Origin of the sequence: Neobacillus sp. NPDC097160 (assembly GCF_044762155.1) — a bacterium.
GTDB lineage: Bacteria > Bacillota > Bacilli > Bacillales > Cytobacillaceae > Neobacillus.
Genome location: NZ_JBIWDU010000013.1, coordinates 74404 through 93778, shown reverse-complemented (window position 1 = coordinate 93778; position 19375 = coordinate 74404). Strand labels below are relative to the sequence as shown.

17 protein-coding genes are annotated in these 19375 nt (G+C 30.8%); all 17 read left to right on the top strand.

Translation table 11 applies throughout. The features are described from left to right. Positions 1–3: 3 nt before the first annotated feature. Positions 4–990, top strand: a complete 987-nt coding sequence (locus ACIQXV_RS18690) for a glycosyltransferase family 2 protein (protein WP_402960947.1) — start codon at positions 4–6, stop codon at positions 988–990. Then, positions 987–2015, top strand: coding sequence for a glycosyltransferase family 2 protein (locus ACIQXV_RS18685; RefSeq protein WP_402960946.1), 1029 nt, complete (start codon positions 987–989; stop codon positions 2013–2015). The genes ACIQXV_RS18690 and ACIQXV_RS18685 overlap by 4 nt, the downstream gene beginning before the upstream one ends. 21 nt (positions 2016–2036) lie before the next feature. Beyond that, the gene (locus ACIQXV_RS18680; RefSeq protein WP_402960944.1) at positions 2037–3227 is read left to right on the top strand and encodes a glycosyltransferase; all 1191 of its coding nucleotides are present in this window, start codon (positions 2037–2039) and stop codon (positions 3225–3227) included. 27 nt (positions 3228–3254) lie between these two features. Beyond that, entirely contained in the window at positions 3255–4439 is a 1185-nt protein-coding gene (locus tag ACIQXV_RS18675; RefSeq protein ID WP_402960942.1) for a glycosyltransferase, read from the top strand. A 38-nt stretch (positions 4440–4477) separates the two neighbouring features. Further along, positions 4478–5440, top strand: coding sequence for a glucosamine inositolphosphorylceramide transferase family protein (locus tag ACIQXV_RS18670; RefSeq protein WP_402960940.1), 963 nt, complete (start codon positions 4478–4480; stop codon positions 5438–5440). 120 nt (positions 5441–5560) lie between these two features. Next, the gene (locus ACIQXV_RS18665) at positions 5561–6736 is read left to right on the top strand and encodes a polysaccharide deacetylase family protein (protein ID WP_402960938.1); all 1176 of its coding nucleotides are present in this window, start codon (positions 5561–5563) and stop codon (positions 6734–6736) included. 31 nt (positions 6737–6767) lie between these two features. Beyond that, entirely contained in the window at positions 6768–8549 is a 1782-nt protein-coding gene (locus tag ACIQXV_RS18660) for an ABC transporter ATP-binding protein (protein WP_402960936.1), read from the top strand. Positions 8550–8576: 27 nt separating this feature from the next. Further along, entirely contained in the window at positions 8577–9743 is a 1167-nt protein-coding gene (locus ACIQXV_RS18655) for a glycosyltransferase (RefSeq protein ID WP_402960934.1), read from the top strand. Between the two features lie 43 nt (positions 9744–9786). After that, a complete protein-coding gene (locus ACIQXV_RS18650; RefSeq protein WP_402960932.1) occupies positions 9787–10701 on the top strand; it encodes a PIG-L deacetylase family protein in 915 nt (304 codons plus the stop codon). 105 nt (positions 10702–10806) lie between these two features. After that, positions 10807–11976, top strand: a complete 1170-nt coding sequence (locus ACIQXV_RS18645) for a protein kinase family protein (RefSeq protein ID WP_402960930.1) — start codon at positions 10807–10809, stop codon at positions 11974–11976. 90 nt (positions 11977–12066) lie between these two features. Further along, positions 12067–12912: a 6-hydroxymethylpterin diphosphokinase MptE-like protein gene (locus tag ACIQXV_RS18640; RefSeq protein ID WP_402960928.1), complete on the top strand. Its 846-nt coding sequence runs from the start codon at positions 12067–12069 to the stop codon at positions 12910–12912. Positions 12913–12999: 87 nt separating this feature from the next. After that, the gene (locus ACIQXV_RS18635) at positions 13000–14049 is read left to right on the top strand and encodes a glycosyltransferase (RefSeq protein ID WP_402960926.1); all 1050 of its coding nucleotides are present in this window, start codon (positions 13000–13002) and stop codon (positions 14047–14049) included. Between the two features lie 35 nt (positions 14050–14084). Continuing rightward, positions 14085–14984, top strand: coding sequence for an SP_1767 family glycosyltransferase (locus ACIQXV_RS18630; protein WP_402960924.1), 900 nt, complete (start codon positions 14085–14087; stop codon positions 14982–14984). A 178-nt stretch (positions 14985–15162) separates the two neighbouring features. Beyond that, on the top strand, positions 15163–16371 hold the full coding sequence (locus ACIQXV_RS18625) for a leucine-rich repeat domain-containing protein (protein WP_402960922.1): 1209 nt from the start codon (positions 15163–15165) through the stop codon (positions 16369–16371). A gap of 29 nt (positions 16372–16400) precedes the next feature. After that, entirely contained in the window at positions 16401–17561 is a 1161-nt protein-coding gene (locus tag ACIQXV_RS18620; protein ID WP_402960920.1) for an acyltransferase family protein, read from the top strand. A gap of 282 nt (positions 17562–17843) precedes the next feature. Then, a complete protein-coding gene (locus ACIQXV_RS18615; RefSeq protein WP_402960918.1) occupies positions 17844–18509 on the top strand; it encodes an acylneuraminate cytidylyltransferase family protein in 666 nt (221 codons plus the stop codon). Between the two features lie 24 nt (positions 18510–18533). Further along, positions 18534–19361, top strand: a complete 828-nt coding sequence (kdsA, locus tag ACIQXV_RS18610) for a 3-deoxy-8-phosphooctulonate synthase (protein ID WP_402960916.1) — start codon at positions 18534–18536, stop codon at positions 19359–19361. Positions 19362–19375: the final 14 nt, after the last annotated feature.

Sequence of the window (19375 nt, the reverse complement as noted above, 5' to 3'; positions counted from 1 at the left end):
TTTATGAATCCTGCAATTAGTATTATTGTACCTGTTTATAATCTCGAACAATATATTAAAAAATGCTTAGATAGTATTCTTTCACAAACTTTCAAGGATTTTGAGGTAATCATTGTCAACGATGGATCGATCGATAATAGTGGAAGCATTTGCAATGAAATTGCTTACTTAGACAATCGGGTCAGGGTAATCCATAAGAAGAATGGAGGATTAAGCTCAGCAAGAAATGCAGGAATAAAAATTGCGAAAGGAGATTTCTTAGGCTTTGTAGACAGTGATGATTATATTGATAAAGATATGTACAGAGTTCTGTATAACTTATGTAAGGAAACGAACAGTGATATTTCGATATGTAAGTTTAGTAGAGAGGTTAAGGGAAAACTGATAAACGAACAAAATGAAGAATGCAAATTAGAAATGGATCATGATGAAGCAATGAGGCAGCTATTTAAAGGTGTGTTATACAGATTTTCGGTCTGTAATAAATTATTTAAGAAAACTTGCTTTGAAAATATCCAATTTCCAGAAGGGCGGATTCACGAAGATTTAGCAACTACCTATAAATTGTTTTCTAATGCCCGTAAATCAGTTTATACAAACTATGAAGGGTATGTTTATGTTAAGCGAGAGGAAAGTATACTGACATCCAAGTTCCATGGAAAACGAATGGATGCGTTGCTTGGCTGGAGCGAAATATTATCATTTATGGGCCGAAACTATCCCCACCTCTCTAAAGAGTTTATTTCTTGTTTTGCATATGGATGTGTAGATATTATCCACTATATTTTAAATCAAGTGGAGAACAGAGATCTTAGGAAAGAATATTTAAGTATTATTCAGCAACTTGTAAGAAAGTTTTATATCAAGCTTATGTTGAACAATACACTTTCATTAAAGTATAAGCTAACCATCACATTATTACAGTGTAGTACCAGTTTATTGGTCTTTTCAAGTAAATCAAAAAAAATTTTGAGGTTGGGAATTTCATGATGAATCCAAAAATCAGCATTATTGTTCCAATATATAATGTTGAAAAATATCTAAATAAATGTATTGATTCAATTTTAGCCCAAACGTTTACTAATTTCGAACTGATCCTTGTAAATGACGGTTCGCCAGATAATTGTGGGGGAATTTGTAATAAGTATTCAATAATTGATCCACGAATAAAGGTCATTCACAAAAAAAATGGTGGACTATCATCTGCAAGAAATGCCGGGATAAAGATTGCTAAAGGTAAATATATCGGATTTGTTGATAGTGATGATTATATTGATAAGAAAATGTATGAAATTTTATACAATAGCATTGAATTACATTCATCGGATGTAGTCGTTTGTGATGTTATTAAAGTAAATGAAGAAAATAGGATTATTTTAAAACAAGATGTTAATACAGAATATAGAACAGAGCACTTTACGAATATCCAGGCATTAAATCAATTATATCAACCAAATGAAGATATTTTCGATCCTATGGGGAGAAGCGGTGAAAGGTGGATTTTCGCCGTAAATAAGTTGTATAAAAGATCTTTATTTCAATCCTTAAAATATCAAGAAGGAGTGATTTACGAAGATGAACTCATAATACACAAAATTTATTATCAAAGTAAAAAGATTACTTCTATTTCGGCTAAATTATATTACTATGTTCAAAGGCAAGATAGTATTGTGTATTCACCTTTTTCTATTAATAAGTTTGATAGGGTATATGCTCTAAAAGATCGTGCTAAGTTCTTTAAAACAGTAAGGCAAAATAAATTACACGAAAAGGCATTCAAGTGTTATTTGGAAGTACTTATTTGGAATTATTATGTTGCAAAGTCACAACTTTCTGGTGTGGATAAGGAATTAAAGCAGCTAAAGAGGACTTTAAATAAAAATATAGTATCTCTTATAAAAAATCCTTATATAAGTTGGAGACAAAAAGTGATGGTAGCGTTATTTATTGTAAATCCTTCTGTATTCGGTTTTGTAAAAAATGTAAAAGAGAGACAGCATTTAAAAGCCACTTAAAAGTATAGGAGACCCTTCAAAATGAAAAAATCCTTATTATTTGTTATTGATTCATTAGTGGGAGCCGGGGCAGAGAAAAGTTTAATTACATTATTATCATTACTCGATTATAAAAAATACTCAGTAGACTTAATGTTGTTTGCACATGGTGAACTTCTTGAAGAACTTGTTCCCAAAGAGGTGAACATATTAAGTCCATTAAAGTATACTAATTTTACAAGGTTAAATTTAAAGAAGGCTCTTCTATATTCTTTAAAGAAAGCTGACTTTAAAATGCTTCACTCACGGTTAAAATATTCGTTAAATATTCGTATGAAACAATATAGTAATGCTCAAAAAGCAAGATTATTTTGGGAGAATGTGTCGAGTGTAATTGAGAAAAATCCGAAACAATATGATATAGCCATAAGTTATGCACAAGGAGTACCAACCTTTTATGTTGCGGAAAAGGTAAAAGCAAATAAGAAATTCTCTTGGGTAAATGTAACCTACAGATTAGATCAGAAAGAAGCAAATTTTCAAAAACAGTTTTACGATCAATATAATAAAATAATTGCAGTTTCTGATTCAACTAAAGAAATTCTATTAGAAACATTCCCAAATTACGAACATAAAATTGAAATCATATATGATATTAATGATCCCCAATTTATTTCCGATATGGCGTACTTTGGTGAAAATTATACAGATAATTTTGATGGATTGAGGTTACTTACAATTGGACGATTTGCATATCAAAAAGGTTATGATATTGCTTTAGAAGCATGTAAAAAGTTAAAGGAAATGGGAATTAAGTTTAAGTGGTATGTACTAGGTAAAGGCCCACTTTTAGAAAAGATACAACATTTTATAAAAGAAAATGAGTTAATTGATCATTTTGTATTACTAGGTGTCACTTCAAATCCATATCCTTTTATAAAAAATTGTGATATATATGTTCAAACATCAAGATTTGAAGGGTTTGGACTTGCAATTGCCGAAGCCCGAATGCTTAATATTCCGGTAGTAACAACAAGGTTTGATGCAGTATATAATCAAATGGTGGATGGTAAAAATGGGCTTGTTGTTGATATGAATAGTGATGCCATTTGTGAAGGAATATTAAAATTAATTGACAATAATAACCTTAGAGAAAGTATTGTGAATTATTTAAAACGGGAAAAAAAAGGAAATGTAGAAGAGTTGAATAAATTTTACGAATTAATAGGATAACATTTCTGAGAAAGTGAGTCACTTAAAATGAAAAAGAAAATGTTATTTATGCTCATCAATATGAATATAGGCGGTACAGAAAAAGCCTTACTTAACATGATCAATGAAATTCCAAAAGATAAATATGAAGTTACCATTTTTATGTTAGAGGAGTATGGTGGATTTCTAAATTATATACCCTCTAACGTTAAAGTAGAGTATTTTATTGGTTATGAAAGCATTAAAGATTTGCTAAACAAGCCACCACAATTAATGTCCTATCACTTATTAAAAAAGGGCAAGATCTTAAAGGCAATATGCATATTGTTCTTACATATTATTACAAAATTATTAAAAGACAGAAGTATTTACTTTAGGTATCTCTTAAGAAAATATTTAACTCTTGAAGAGGAATATGAAATTGCTGTAGCTTATGATGGCCCAATGGACTTCATAAGCTATTTTGTTTTAAAAAAAATAAAGGCTAATAAAAAAATCCAGTGGATACATTTTGATATTACAAAAATCGGCTTCAATCCAAAGTTTGCTTCGAAGGTTTATAGCAAATTTGAAAAGGTTTTTGTTGTATCAAATGAAGCGAGAAATAAATTAATTGATAGAGTACCAAGAATAAAAGAGAAGACAGATATTTTCCTAAATCTTGCGACACCAAAGACTATTAAAAGCCAATCAAAAAAAGGGAAGGGATTTACTGATCAATTTGATGGATTAAGAATCTTAACGGTCGGCAGATTATCCGGTGAAAAAGGTCAAGACCTTGCTATTCATACCTTTAAACGATTAGTTAACGATGGCTATAAAGTGAAATGGTATTGTATTGGAGAGGGAAACTCTCGGAAGAATTATGAAAGACTAATAGAGCAGTTCGATTTAAAGGATAAGTTTATCTTATTAGGCTCAGATCCAAACCCTTACTCCTATATTGCCCAATGCGATATTTATGTTCAACCGTCTAGGCATGAAGGTTTTTGTATAACACTTGCCGAAGCCAAATGTTTAAAGAAACCTATTGTAACAACTAATTTCACAGGAGCACAAGAACAGATTAAGAATAGGGAGAATGGACTTATCGTTAGTATTAATGAAAATGAAATCTACAACGCTTTAGTTGAGTTAATAAATAATGAAGATTTGCGTAAAAGATTTACTGAAAATTTAACCAGCGGAAATTTTCAAAATAACGATGAGATACAAAAATTCTTGATTGTGTAATTTAATGTTATGTAAAAATAAACTTTTAAGGTGGTTTTATGTTTTTATTCTCTGCTGGTTCTTTTATTTTACTAATACTAATAGGGTTGCTGCTCAAAAGAAACATAATCGTGGGTATTTGGTCAATTTCAGTATTTAATTCTCAAACCTTAATTTCTAAATACCCAGATAAAAATAAAATCGGAAGACCTAGTCTTCAAGCTTCAGATATTTCAGACGTGCATGCAGAATTTATTGCAGACCCTTTCATAATTTCTCATCAGTCTTTATTTTTTATGTTTTTTGAAATCCTTGATAAAACATCAGGGAAAGGGATCATCGGCTTAGCAACAAGTATAAATGGTGAAAATTGGAATTACGATAGGGCCGTACTAAAAGAAAATTACCATTTATCCTATCCATATGTATTTAAGTATGGTGATGATTTTTATATGATCCCAGAATCAAGTGAGGCAAACAAAGTATTGTTATATAAGGCGAAAAATTTCCCTTATGAGTGGAGTGTTGTTAATGAATTAATTGAAGGGAATTATGTTGATTCAAGCATTTTTCAATATAACAATAAATGGTGGATGTTTGCAGGTAAAAGCGGGAAATTGCACTTATTTTTCTCTGATACACTTGAAAGGAACTGGGTGGAACATCCTAAAAGCCCCCTAATCACAAATAATTATAGCATTACACGTCCTGGAGGTAGAGTAATTGTTGAGGAGAATGCTATTTACAGATATACACAAGACGGTCAACCAAGCTATGGGAGTGCGGTTCGGGTATTTAGAATAACAGTGTTATCTGAAAGAGAATATGAAGAAGAAGAAATGGACTTAATTTTAAAAGGATCTAAAAAGGTTAATGATTGGAACAGGGATGGAATGCATTCAATTGACCAGTTAAAGGTGGCGGAAAATAATTGGTTAATAGCAGTAGATGGGCATAAACTTCAAAAAGAAAACTATTTACTATGGAAGGCAGACCGACTTTTAGCAAGAGTCTTTAAATAAATACTTTGTGGATCATTATTGGGGGTGCTTGAATATATGGTAAAAATTCTTAGACAATACATAATATCGCTTAAGAAAAAGTACTTCCAATGGAGGTACTGGAGTACGTTATATAGAAACATGGTGAAGCAGATGGATGGCTATAATGATCATACAAAAAAGGAACCTATTCCATATCTTAATAAACCAGGAATAGCATTTTCTTTCGATGATAGCTATAGAGTTCATGATTGGTATAAATACGGAAAAGATATGTTTGGATATTATAATGTCAAGGTAACATTTAATATTAATGGAATTCATCCTTTAGATGGCAAAAGAGAACACATTCAGCAGGAAATTGATAAATTGCTGGAATTGCAATCAAACGGTCACGAAATTGCACATCATGGTTTTGGACATGAGCCGTCTACAGAGTACTCAGCAAAATATGGATATGAGAAATGGGTTGAAGATGAAGTTGAAACACTTATTAATTGGATGGAAAAACAATCACATTCTAAAACAAAGGAAAGATTCAAAAAACCAGTTTCTTTTGTATTTCCACATTTTATTTACAATAATGAAACCTTAAAAAGGTTAATTCCAAAATATTTCAAAATTGCGAGAGGTCATTTGAATAAAGATAATTTAACACCATTTAATCATGTTGGATTTGCTCCATCGATTTGTTTAGATGACTATTATTCTTGTAATACTTACTATTTAAAAAAAATAATTAAATTGACAAAGAAGACAGGTAAAAATTTAATTTTAACAGGTCACTCGATATTACCTGAAGAAGTTAACGAGAATCTTTATGGAGAAGGAGAAAAGGCTAAAAAATGGGGGACATGGAGAACATCTCCAAAGCTTATCCAGACGATTATTAATGAAGCAAGGAAACATGATATGGAGTTCTATACCACTTCGGAGTTAGCGGGTATCGCTACTTTTATCGATCCCAATTTTGAAAGGGCAGTTAGAGAAAAAATTTCAAAGCCGGAAGGGTGGATTGAAATTGTAGAATTAGGCAAAGTAAGGGAATTAGAACTAAGTAATAAGGGGATTTCTAATTTAAATGGGTTAGAGTATTTCTTAAATCTAGAAAAGTTAAATTTAAGTAACAATTCTATTTCTGACTTTAGATTATTAAAAAAACTTCCAAAGCTTAAACATGTAAACACTGAAAACAATCCTCTAGAGCAAAGTAAAAAAGTAAAAGGATACTCTACACTAGTAAAAAGTAGCTTTCTGCTTTTATCACTTAAGATAACACCATTTGTTAAATTTCTCCAGTTACCAGAATGGATATAGAAGAAAATTAAGTTGAAAGAGGTTGTAGAAATTGAAGGTCACAATAAAAAACCTATTAATGCTCTTCAATAAAAAAGAAAAGAAACGATTATTAATTTTATTTTTTATGATGATTGTTGCTGCCATATTTGAAACGCTAGGAATCGGGATGATTGTTCCGATTGTAGGGATCTTAACCAAACCTAGTATTATCAAAGAGCAGGCAGTTTTATCTTTTTTATACAGATTATTTAACTTTCAATCAACATCATCATTTATTGTATTTGCTGTTATCACTTTACTAGTCGTGTTTGTTCTAAAAAATTTGTATTTACTTCTTTTTAACTATGCGCAAATCAGGGTTATTTTAAATCAACAAGTAAAATTATCTCGAAGATTGTTCAAAGAATATTTAACAAAACCATACACTTTCCATTTGCAACGAAATACAGCAAATTTACTTCGGAATGTAAATGGTGAAGTATCTAGAGTATTTAATGGAATTATTATATCAGGATTTCAGTTATTTACGGAAATTCTTGTTACTACATGTATTTTATTATTGCTATTAAAAACAGCACCAATTGCAACGATAACAGCTTCCATTTTATTAGGGGGAAGTGTTTTTGTCTTTTTTAGAATCTTCCGAAAAAAGATTAGTCATTTAGGCGTAGAGCAACAAAAGGTAAATGGAAAAATGATTAAATGGGTAAATCAAGGGTTAGGAGCAAGTAAAGAAGTAAAAGTATCGGGTAAGGAAGACTTTTTTATTAATGCTTACACTGTTCAAAGTCAAGTTAGCGTAAACAACAGCCGTTATTTAAGTATGTTAAATCTAGTGCCGAGACTATTTATTGAAACGTTATTAGTAGCTGTAGTTCTTATTACCATGCTAATTATTGTCTTTCAAGGTACGAGCACAGATTATCTAGTTTCAACAATGGCGCTTTTTGCGATGGCTGCTTTTCGATTAATGCCTTCGATCACTCGTGTAGTAGCATTAATAACAACGATTCGTTATAGCCAACCAGCCTTAACAGTCGTTTACGAAGATTTATTTTTGAATAAAGAACAGGGCCAAAGCGGCAACCTAAATTTTAAAAATGAACTTGGAAGAATAAATTACGGAAAGAGAATATTTAATGAATCGATTAAATTAACTGAAGTATCGTTTCGATATCCTAACCAGAAGGAATATTCTGTGAAGGATGTTTCATTAACTATACCAATTGGTCAGTCGGTAGCGTTTATCGGTGAATCAGGAGCTGGAAAAACAACTCTTGTTGATATCATCCTTGGACTTTTTCCACCAGAAAAAGGACGTATTTTAGTTGACGGTAAAAATTTATTAGAACAAAAGGAAATATGGCAACAAAAAATAGGCTATATCCCACAATCTATATTTCTATCAGATGATACAATCCGTAGTAATGTAGCATTTGGGATAGAAGATGGTCAAATAGATGATGATGCAGTTTGGAAAGCTTTAGAGCAGGCACAATTAAAAGAATTTGTTGAAGAATTACCTGATAAATTAAATACAACTGTAGGAGAGCGAGGAGTAAGACTCTCAGGAGGGCAACGCCAACGGATCGGGATTGCTCGAGCATTGTATCATAATCCAGAAATTTTATTTATGGATGAAGCCACATCAGCCTTAGATAATGAAACAGAAAGAGAAATTATGAATTCTATTGATGGGTTAAAAGGGGAAAAAACTTTGATCATTATCGCGCATAGACTAAGTACGATAGAAAATTGTGATATTGTTTTTAGAATAAATAACGGTAGATTAGTTGCAATCGAAAATAAATTTAAGAAATCTGTTATGTAAAGTAAATCCATTTAGGTAGGATATAAAATGAAGAAAATTGTTATTGTGACGAGGCGACTAATTATGGGAGGCATAGAAAAAGCATTGATTTCTATGCTAGATGCTATCCCGAAGGATCAGTTTGAAGTAACTGTTTTAGTTATGGGCCATGGTGGCGAGCTTGAGGATGAGATTCCTGACCATGTTAAGGTTGAGTGCTTATACGGTTATGAAAAGACAACAGTCGAAAAGATTTGGAATTCTATAAAGAAGGGTAAGTTTATCCGAGCCTTTAAAATTGGCTGGTATACACTTCAAGCAAAAATGGATAAAAGCGTATTTAAACAAGAATGGTATCATTCCAAAATGATACCGGTGATTGATTCTGAATATGACATAGCCATTGCTTATCACGTTCCAGCTTCTTTTCCGGTTGTATTTGTAATGAAAAATATTAAGGCTAAAACAAAAATTGCTTGGATACACGCAGATGTTTCACAGTTTAAAGAGGAATTAAAACCTTACAAGCAATTTTATGAAAAATACGATAAAATATTTTGTGTTTCGAAATATGCAATGGAAAATTTCAATGATTTATATCCTAATTTGAAAGAAAAAACATCCGTATTTAATAATATCCTTGACAGGAAACGAATAGTATTAATGGCGAAAAATGGTGAAGGTTTCAACGACCAATTCAATGGTATCCGGATGGTAACAGTAGGAAGATTAACCTTTGAAAAGGGGCATGACCTAATACCTAACGTACTAATGAAGCTGAGGTCAGAGGGGCACAATATTAGGTGGTATTGTATCGGAGACGGTGAACGAAGGTCAGTAATTGAGAGTTTAATAAAGAAATATGGTTTAGAAGAACATCTAATCCTTTTAGGTACAAAAAGAAATCCGTATAGGTTTATATACGAATGTGATATTTATGTTCAACCGTCTCGGCATGAAGGATATTGTATCTCGCTAGCTGAGGCAAGAGCATTTTATAAACCAATCGTAACAACAGATACTGTTGGTGCAAGAGAGCAAATAGAAAGTGGACAGAATGGGCTTATTATTAATGTCGAAGAAAATGAAATATATACTGCAATCAATACCCTTATTAAAAATCAAAATTTGTGTGTTAAGTTTGAAAAGAATTTAAAAAAATCAAATATTGATGCTGCAAATGAAATAAAGAAATTATTAGATATTGTAGGTTAATACTTCACTATAGTCTGAATATGATTACAAGGTGAGTGGTAATTTGTTATTTATAAGTAAATTGTTAAAAAAGCTAGTTATTCAATTAATTCAATTTATCCAAGGACATGAAAATAGGATTAAGAAGATAGAGTATGTAAGGGGTCTATATAGGTATCCAAATAAAATGCTAGGACGTAAATTTCAAACTAACAACCTAAATTATAGTAGTACCGATGTACTTGTATTTGCTGCACATCCTGATGATGACATATTAGGTTTAAGTACGACTTTATACCGTCATAGTTTGAATGAAGATAACATAAAAGTTATTTTTGTTACAAATGGATCAGGGAGGAATGGCGAAAGTTGGTACACTAGATTAAGTGATGCTAAAAAGAAATCAGAAATAAGGTTTCGTGAGGCAGTCCAAGCATTATCACTAATCAATATACCTGAAGAAAATATATATTGTTTTGGTTATCCAGATGGGGGAACTCAACGATATTTAAAAAATATGACAGTAGACATTCTTAGGATAGTACAAATACTGAATCCTTCACGCATTTATGTTCATTGTATTGAGGGCGGACATCATGATCATGATATGACAAGTTTTGTTGTTAGGTCCATATGTAATAAAATAGGATTTTCAGATGTATTTGAATGGGCGGAGTATAATCCAATTCAGCCCCTGGGAACTAAAGATATAAAGTTTTTGCCTACTCAATCAAAAGAAGACTTAAAAGAATTTCAAATAAAAATATCAGAAGAGGAGAGAAATCTAAAAAGAAAAATGTTAGCAGCCCATTATTCCCAGGATGTTGAACAGTTTTTTTTACAAGGTGAGGCTATCCGTCAAGCAAAATTTTCACAATTAGAGTTGGAATTATATGAACATTGTAAACTCCCTATTAGAAGATTATCACCCTTAGTAAAAGAATTAAATAATTCAATTATTAGGTTGCAAAAAAAGTAAATCCTTAAAAATCAAAGATATTTGTGTAATTAACGTTGTCAATCATTTTTCAAGACCTTCAAATGCTAATATTGAGCATTTGGCTGCCTAATTGAGGGGAAATTTATGATGATACAAGAACATACCTATTTGCTAATTGATAATTCTTTATATATTAATTTAGAGACAAACCTATTAAATCTCATGTACCTTCTGTTTTTTAGAGCTAAACCGTTTACCTTTCTCGAAAGAAAAACAACTAATAAAGCTTTAAATTCTTTTATTCCCTTAGTTAGGCTCATGCGAGTGTTGGAATTCACCTATGTATTTTACAGGAGAAGACAAATTCATTATAAGTCAAAAGATTCTTTTCCAACAATAACAACAACTTTTAATGGACACTGTTTAATCATCCTCCGTCTTGGAGAGTACAAAATTATTAATTTCAGGAAAAAGGATGTAACAACTGTCTTTCCTAATGATTTTATAATTACAGAGATTGAAAAAAATATTTATAAATTAATAGAGGCTCAAAAGTGCAAATTAGCACCTAAAATAATTGATTGGGATATCAATAGACGGTACATAAAGGAGTGTTATATAAATTTAAAAAATCCAACTTTTGATTATGACAATAACTACCACTTTTGTTCAGATGTCCTTCCAATACTAGGAAATATTATGATAAGTATTGACCCACAAGTAATATTAGTAAAACAATATATAAACAATCTGATTAATTGTATCGATCTATTAAAAGAGACTTATTTAATTGGAAATTCTAGTCCTGAAGATAACAATAATATCGTCTTGGACTTTTTTACATTTATAAAAAAGAAAATAGAAAGTTATTCCTCAAAAAAAATATTATTGGTGCTATCTCATGGTGATTTTTGGGAAGGAAATGTCCTTAAAAGTAAAACAACATCGAGTGTTATAGATTGGAATACACTTGACATTAGAAGTTTATATTTTGATTTTTATTTTATAATGTTCGATAGAGCTTCTAAAATAAAAGAGACTGAATGGGTAATTATTATTAAAGAAATGGACGCGGCTTTAAAGTATTTTCAATTGTATTTAATAGAAAAAACTCATTTTAATTCGGAATTTACGACAAGTTTAATAAACCAATCGGATATTTATAGGTACCTATTTTATTTAGAGTTTATTCTGCTTAGATTACAAGAATACCCAAAAGAAGACCAAAATGACTGGGACTTTTTGGGGACCTGGATTAAATTCTTCACATTATATGAAAACAATAAAAATGAGGTTTCTTTATTATCTATGTGATAAATAATAATAGGAATGACACTACTGAAAGGAGTTGTGTTTTTGGATAGTGTTCTTTATAGGATAACTTGAAAAATGGGGTATTACAATATGAACTTAAAGTACATGTTAAGAAGTAATAAATTTACCTATTATTTTATTAAAAAAGTAAGAAAATCACAATATATAATAATACCTTTAATTATTTCTTTAAGCGTATATAATTTGAAGAAGTTTTTACGGGTAACCCGTTTAAATAGAAAAAGTCCTTACGAAAAGTTAAGGAAAATTAAAAACAAACATAAAGGTGAAAGATGTTTTATTGTAGCCACTGGTCCAAGTTTAACTATTGAAGATCTTGAGAAATTAAAAAATGAAGTTAGCTTTAGCATGAACTCAATTTGTTTAGCTTTTGATGAAACAGATTGGCGGCCGACATATTATGGTATTCAGGATATAGCTGTATTTAAAAAATTTAAGCAATATATAGAAAATTTAAATGTCGAATGCAAATTTATAGGTGATACGATTTTTAAAAAGGAAAATATTCCAGATGATCATTTTATTTTCCCACTAAATTTGCTTAACCATAATCATCAACATCGGAAGTATTATACAAAATTTAGCAATGATGCTTTTGCTGTTGTTTACGATGGATATACTATCACATATTCTCTTATTCAATTAGCAGTGTATATGGGTTTTGAGGAAATTTATTTACTTGGTACGGATTGTAATTACTCAAGCAATATGAATCATCATTTTAAAGACTATGATCACATGGATCCATCCTTTTTATTAGCTGGTGATAAAATGATTTGCGCCTATAAAGAAGCAAAGAAATATGCTGATTGTAATAATATAAAAATTTATAACGCTACTAGAGGAGGGATGCTTGAAGTGTTTGATAGGGTAAATCTGGATAATGTTTTTTTAGAAGATGTGGTAAAAGGATGAGGTTTTTTTAAACAGAAAACAGTTTAGAATAACCTTCTGAAATAGTCTATAAAAATTGACAATATTTCATTAAAGAAAGGAATAATTATGCCTATAGTTAGTATTATTGTTCCAGTTTATAATGTTGAAGCTTACCTAGAAAGATGTATAACTTCCCTTTTTAATCAAACTCTCCAGGATATTGAGATTATTCTTGTTAATGATGGTTCAAACGATAAGTGTGGTGAAATTTGTGAAAAATTTGCAAAGGAAGACAGTAGGATAAAAGTAATTCATAAGCTGAATGAGGGGTTGTCATCGGCCAGAAATTCAGGGCTAAATAATGCAAATGGTACGTATATAGGATTTATTGATGCTGATGATTGGGTTGAGAAACAGATGTTTGAAGTTTTAGTAAACAATGCAACTACTCATAATAGTGATATTGTTGTATGTAATTACAGAAGTGCCTATTGTTTTGAAAAACCACAAAATTCAAAAGCCTGCCTGACATTAGATGATGGATTAATAGATGTAAGTAAGATAGGATTATCACGATATATTCTGGACTTTTTTTTGCCATTTAAACATGCGTATTGTGTTTGGAACAAGTTATATAAACATGATTTGATAAAAAGACACAACATTAGATTTGAGCCTAATCAAGATATTTATGCTGAGGATTTATTATTTAATTTGTACTATTTTTGCCATACCAGGTTAATTAGTACAACACCTGAGGTGTTCGTGAATTACTTCAAACGATCAAATTCATTAAGCTCATTTCCAAATGCCTTACTCTCCAGATTAACCAAGTTGGTAAAAAGATTTGAAAATTATGCAAATAATAATAATTTTAATGACGTCGTGCGAATAACAATTCCCTCTATTTTTTGTGAGCAAGTTCTTTCATCATTAGATTACTTTTACCATTCGAAAGATATAGATTACGTGGAAAAATGTTTAAAAGATTTAACTAATAGTATAGAATTCAAAATTTACTCCCTTAAAACAATTTTTAATAGAGAAAACTCAAAATACTTAATGACCAAAGGGTTCAGTATAAAAGGAAGAATATATTTTAGATGGATGTTATTAAGGTTAATGGTAGGTCAAAATTCATTTATCCTCAGAAAACTAATTAAAGAAAATAGTTGAACCATTAAAGATGGAAAATGGAGGGAAAGGATAAATTGAAAAACTATTTATTAAAATTTTATTATAAAATCCCTGTAATAAAAGACAATATAGTTATCCTATTTAATAGGATAATTTTTTTTATATTGCCGCCTCCTTCAGTAAAATCGACTGATGAAAGTCTAAATATATTAATTAATAATAATTGTTCGATTAGCAGGTTTGGCGATGGAGAGTTTTATCTTATGAACGGTGATAGTTTGCGATTTCAACCATTTTCAAGGGAGTTAAGTTTCCGATTAAAGGAAATCATTAAAAGCAACCATAAAAATCATGAAGTTTTTATTCCGAATATTTTTGAAGGTTTCGAATGGTGCACGGATAAGTCAAAGAAGTATTGGTCAAGGTACTTAGACTTCAACCGGTATAAAATCTATAAACGGCTTGAAAAAAACAAAGAATATTATGATTCTTTGGTGACGCGCTTATATATAGACCATAAAGACAAGAGTATGACGGAGAAGCGCTTCGGGTTATTTAAAATGTTGTGGAATAAACAAGAAATAATTATTGTTGAAGGGGAACAAAGTAGGTTAGGAATAGGCAATAATTTATTTGATAATGCAAAATCCATTAAAAGAATACTATGTCCAGCTATAAATGCTTTCGCTAAGTATGATCAGATTTTAGCGGAAGTAAAAAAACAATCAAAATCAAAATTGATTTTGATTGCACTTGGTCCAACTGCTACTGTATTAGCTTATGATTTGGCAGTTAGTGGTTATCGCGCCATAGATATTGGCCATATCGATATCGAATATGAGTGGTTTTTGAACAAAGCTACCGATAAAGCACCAGTTAAAAATAAGTATGTTGGTGAGGTTCCAAACGGAACGAATGTTCAAGCAATTAATGACTCAAAGTATGAAAGTGAAATTATTTCACGGATTAGTTAAATTTAGTGTTCATATAATAACGAATAGGAAGACAGTAAATCCCTCTTTAATTGTCAATCATTGTATCTGTTTACAAAGTAGAGTGATAGGACGCTTGAAAGGATGTATCATTGACTATTCTGAACAGTCATTCAGTCACGTTTATAATAAAGTATAAAAAAATGAGGATGAATAAATAATGAGAAAGTTTCCTACAACAATAGGACAAATTAAGTCTACTACTATTTATCAATATATTTATTGGAAAATTTACTGGAAAAGGTTCTATGGTGAATTAATAAAAAAATTGGAAGAGAGCGGTAAAGGGTGCGAATCGGATCACGGGTTACCTTTTAAAAATAAACCTGGTATTGCTTTTTCCTTTGATGATAGTTTTAGAGTAAACCATTGGGAAAAATATGGGAAAGAATTGTTTGGATATTACGATGTCAAAGTAACATTTAATATCAATGCATTCCATCATTTTGAAGGTAATAGAGAGCATACTCAAAAGGAAATTGATATGTTATTGGAATTACAGTCTAATGGGCATGAAATAGCACACCACGGTTTTAACCACCAGAGAGCTGTTCAGTACTCTAGGGAAAATGGTTTGTCGAAATGGGTAGAAGATGAAATTGAAACAATGCTTGATTGGATGAAAAAACAAAAACATTCTAAAACAAACGAGAAGTTTAAAAAGCCGGTTTCCTTCGCATTTCCATTTACTGTAAGTAATGAAGAAACAATTAAAGAATTGGTACCAGAATATTTTAAAATTGTAAGAGGGCAATTTTCTGAAGATTATTTATTGCCATCCAACCATACTGGTTTTGCGCCCTCTTTTTGTGTAGACAAAACCTTTTTACCTAATACAAAGTATATAAAAAAAATAATGAGAGCCGCTAAACAAGTAGGAAGTAACTTAATCTTCATGTGCCATTCAATATTACCTGAAAATATTAACTGGGATGAGTTTGGATGGGGAAATGAATCAAGAGCTGCTGGAGAGTGGAGGACCTCACCTCATGTAATTCAAGAAATAATAAATGAAGCCAGGAAAATAGGGATGGAGTTTTATACAACCTCTGAAATCGCGGGAGTAGCTACTTTTATTGACCAAAATTTGGAGAATTGTATAAGGGAAAAGATTTCGAACCCGCTTGAACGCTGGATTTCAATATCAGAATTAGGCAAAATTAAAGAATTGGATCTTAGTAATAAATACATCTCTAATTTAGATGGGATACAGTATTTAACTAACTTGGAAAGATTATATTTAACTAATAATAATATAACTGATTTTAGATTATTAGAGAGACTAAGAAAGTTAAAAGTGATTAATATTAGCAATAATCCGAATTCACCGATTTCATCCAACTCGTTGTTAGCAAAAAAAATACTTTAATATAGAATATTATATTAGGAGGAAAATACTTGAACAGAAGATTTGAGCAACTTGACTCTGTAAGAGGATTAGCCGCATTTACAGTCATGTTTTCTCATTTTAGTGATGTTACGGCGACTTACTTATTTTCGGTGATTTTCGCTAGGTCACCATTTAAAGTGTTAATTAATGGACAATCTGCGGTTCTTCTTTTTTTTGTTTTAAGTGGATTTGTTTTGTCCTTACCGTTATTAAATGGACGGCAAATAAATTATCCAGTATTTGTAGGAAGAAGAATTCTAAGGATCTATATACCTTACTTAGTTTCAATAATCTTGTCAATTTTGTTGTCATTAATATTATCAAGAGGTGGAATTGATGGTTTAAGTGATTGGTTTAATCGTACTTGGACTTCTAAAATTAGCATATCATTATTATTTGAACATTTGCTTTTAATTGGCAATATTCATTCAGATGCTTTTAATAACGTCATTTGGTCATTAGTTCATGAAATGAGAATATCACTAATATTCCCGTTAGTTTTTTTTATTGTTAGGAAATTTGATTGGAAATATAGTATTCTCATTGGTTTCTTTTTATCTATTTTTTCCACTCTTAATGATAACTTTAGCTTTCAAGTAAGTAATGGTTATTATACTACATATTGGGATTCTTTACACTATGCTTCAATGTTTATTATTGGAGGAGTGATTGCGAAACACTTAAAAGAAATCATTAAGATGTATCAAGGATTATCAAAGTTGAATAAATGGATATTGTTTATATCTGCTTTTGGTTTTTATAATTATCCTGGTATAGGTATTAGAATATTAAACATCATTAATTTTCCTTATCCTGCAAGAGTTCTTATGGATTATATTGCAGTTATAGGAGCTGTTTTGTTTATTATTATTGCGATTGGATCTGGTAAGGTTACAAAGTTACTAATGTTAAAACCGATAAATTTTTTGGGAAAGATTTCATATAGCTTATATCTATATCATCTTATTGTTCTTTTAAGTTTAATTTACTTGTTATATAATGTAGTCACAATTGAGATAATCTTCCTTTTAACTATTGTAGTGTCAATCTGTATTTCAACATTAGCTTATTTTATTGTGGAAGAGCCTTTTATAAAGTTAGGTAAAAAAATCTATAACAAACAAAAAATACGCCAAATACCGAATGAATCAAATCGAACTGTTTCCTAACATTTCTGTGTTTGGAATATTGTGTTTTAAAGTCGAGGCTCCTGAGGGTATGAAATAAATTAGGAAATGTTTTATCAAAGTGGTTGACACTGGCGGACAAAAATGATATTTTTCTTATAAATCGTTCTTTATAATGAACTCCTGTTGTCAATAAAGTTGTTTTTTGTAATGATGCTTCTTAAAGGAAATAAAAAGAGAAGAGATTACTTATTTTTTTTATCTTTGTTGTTCTTTATAATGTACAAAATTAAAATCAGATTACTTAAAGAGGATGTTGAGAAAATGAGAAAAAAGGTAGTCGCATTTGTCCCAATTAAAATAAAAAGTCAAAGATTAGCAAATAAAAATATCCTGCCATTAGGTGAATATTCATTGAGCTGGTATGTATTCAACAATTTATTAAGAATAAGAAAAATTGATGAAGTATACGTTTTTTGTAGCGATGAAAAAATAATGAACTATGTACCAAATGGAGTGAAATTTCTTAAACGCAATCCCTATCTTGATGGTGATTTGGTTAAAGGTAATGAAATCTATCAATCTTTTATCAAGACAATTGATAGTGATTTCTATTTACTTGCACACACCACCTCGCCCTTCATGACTCAAAGATCAGTTGAAAATGCTTTAAATCATGTCTTAAGCGAAAACTTTGATTCCGCACTCAGTGTTCAGAAAAAACAAACTTTTGTCTGGTATAAAGGCCAAACTCTTAACTATGAACCTAACAATATTCCAAGGACACAAGATATCGAACCTATCTATATAGAAACAAGTGGATTTTATATTTTTAAAAAGGATCACTTTTTAACACTTGAAAGAAGGATTGGATTTAATCCGTATTTTCAAGAGGTAGATGATATCGAAGCAATTGATATTGATACGAAAGACGATTATGAATTTGCCTTAAAAGTCATTAAAAATAATAAACTTTTACAAGAAATATAAAAAGATAATTTGGAGTTGACCCAAATGTTGAAGGAAATTGTTTTACGGGATGACATCATATTTGGTGGTAACCGTCCTTTTGTACTAATTGCCGGTCCATGCATGATTGAAAGTGAAAAACTTGTTATGGACACAGCTGCAGTTATAAAAGAATTTACCGAAAAACTTAACATACCATTTGTCTTTAAAGCATCTTTTGACAAAGCTAATCGCTCCTCGATTTATTCAGAAAGGGGCCCGGGTATTCATAAAGGATTAGAGATACTAAATAAAGTAAAAAGCGATTTAAATATTCCTATTACAACAGACATCCACGATGCTATTCAGGCAGAGATTGTCGGGGGAGTCGTTGACATTATTCAAATACCTGCTTTTCTGTGTAGACAAACTGATATTTTAGTAAATGCTGCAAAAACTAATAAAATCGTAAACATCAAAAAAGGACAATTTTTAGCCCCATGGGATATGAAAAATGTTGTCGTTAAAATAGAAGAATCAGGAAACGATAAGATTTTATTAACTGAGAGAGGTTCTTCGTTTGGTTATAACAATCTAGTTGTTGATATGCGTTCGCTCCCTACAATGAGAGAATTTGATATTCCAGTTGTATTCGATGCAACTCATAGTGTGCAAATACCTGGTGGCTTGGGCACAAGTACGGGTGGAAAAAGGGAGTTTGTCCCATATCTCGCACGTGCAGCAGCAGCAGTCGGAATAGACGCATTATTTTTAGAAGTTCATCCTAATCCAGATCAAGCTTTATCAGATGGTCCTAACATGATAAAACTGGATGATCTTGAGGAATTTCTTAAACCTATCGTGGAAATAGATCGACTAATTAAAGGCAAGTAGAATAGAGGAGAGGG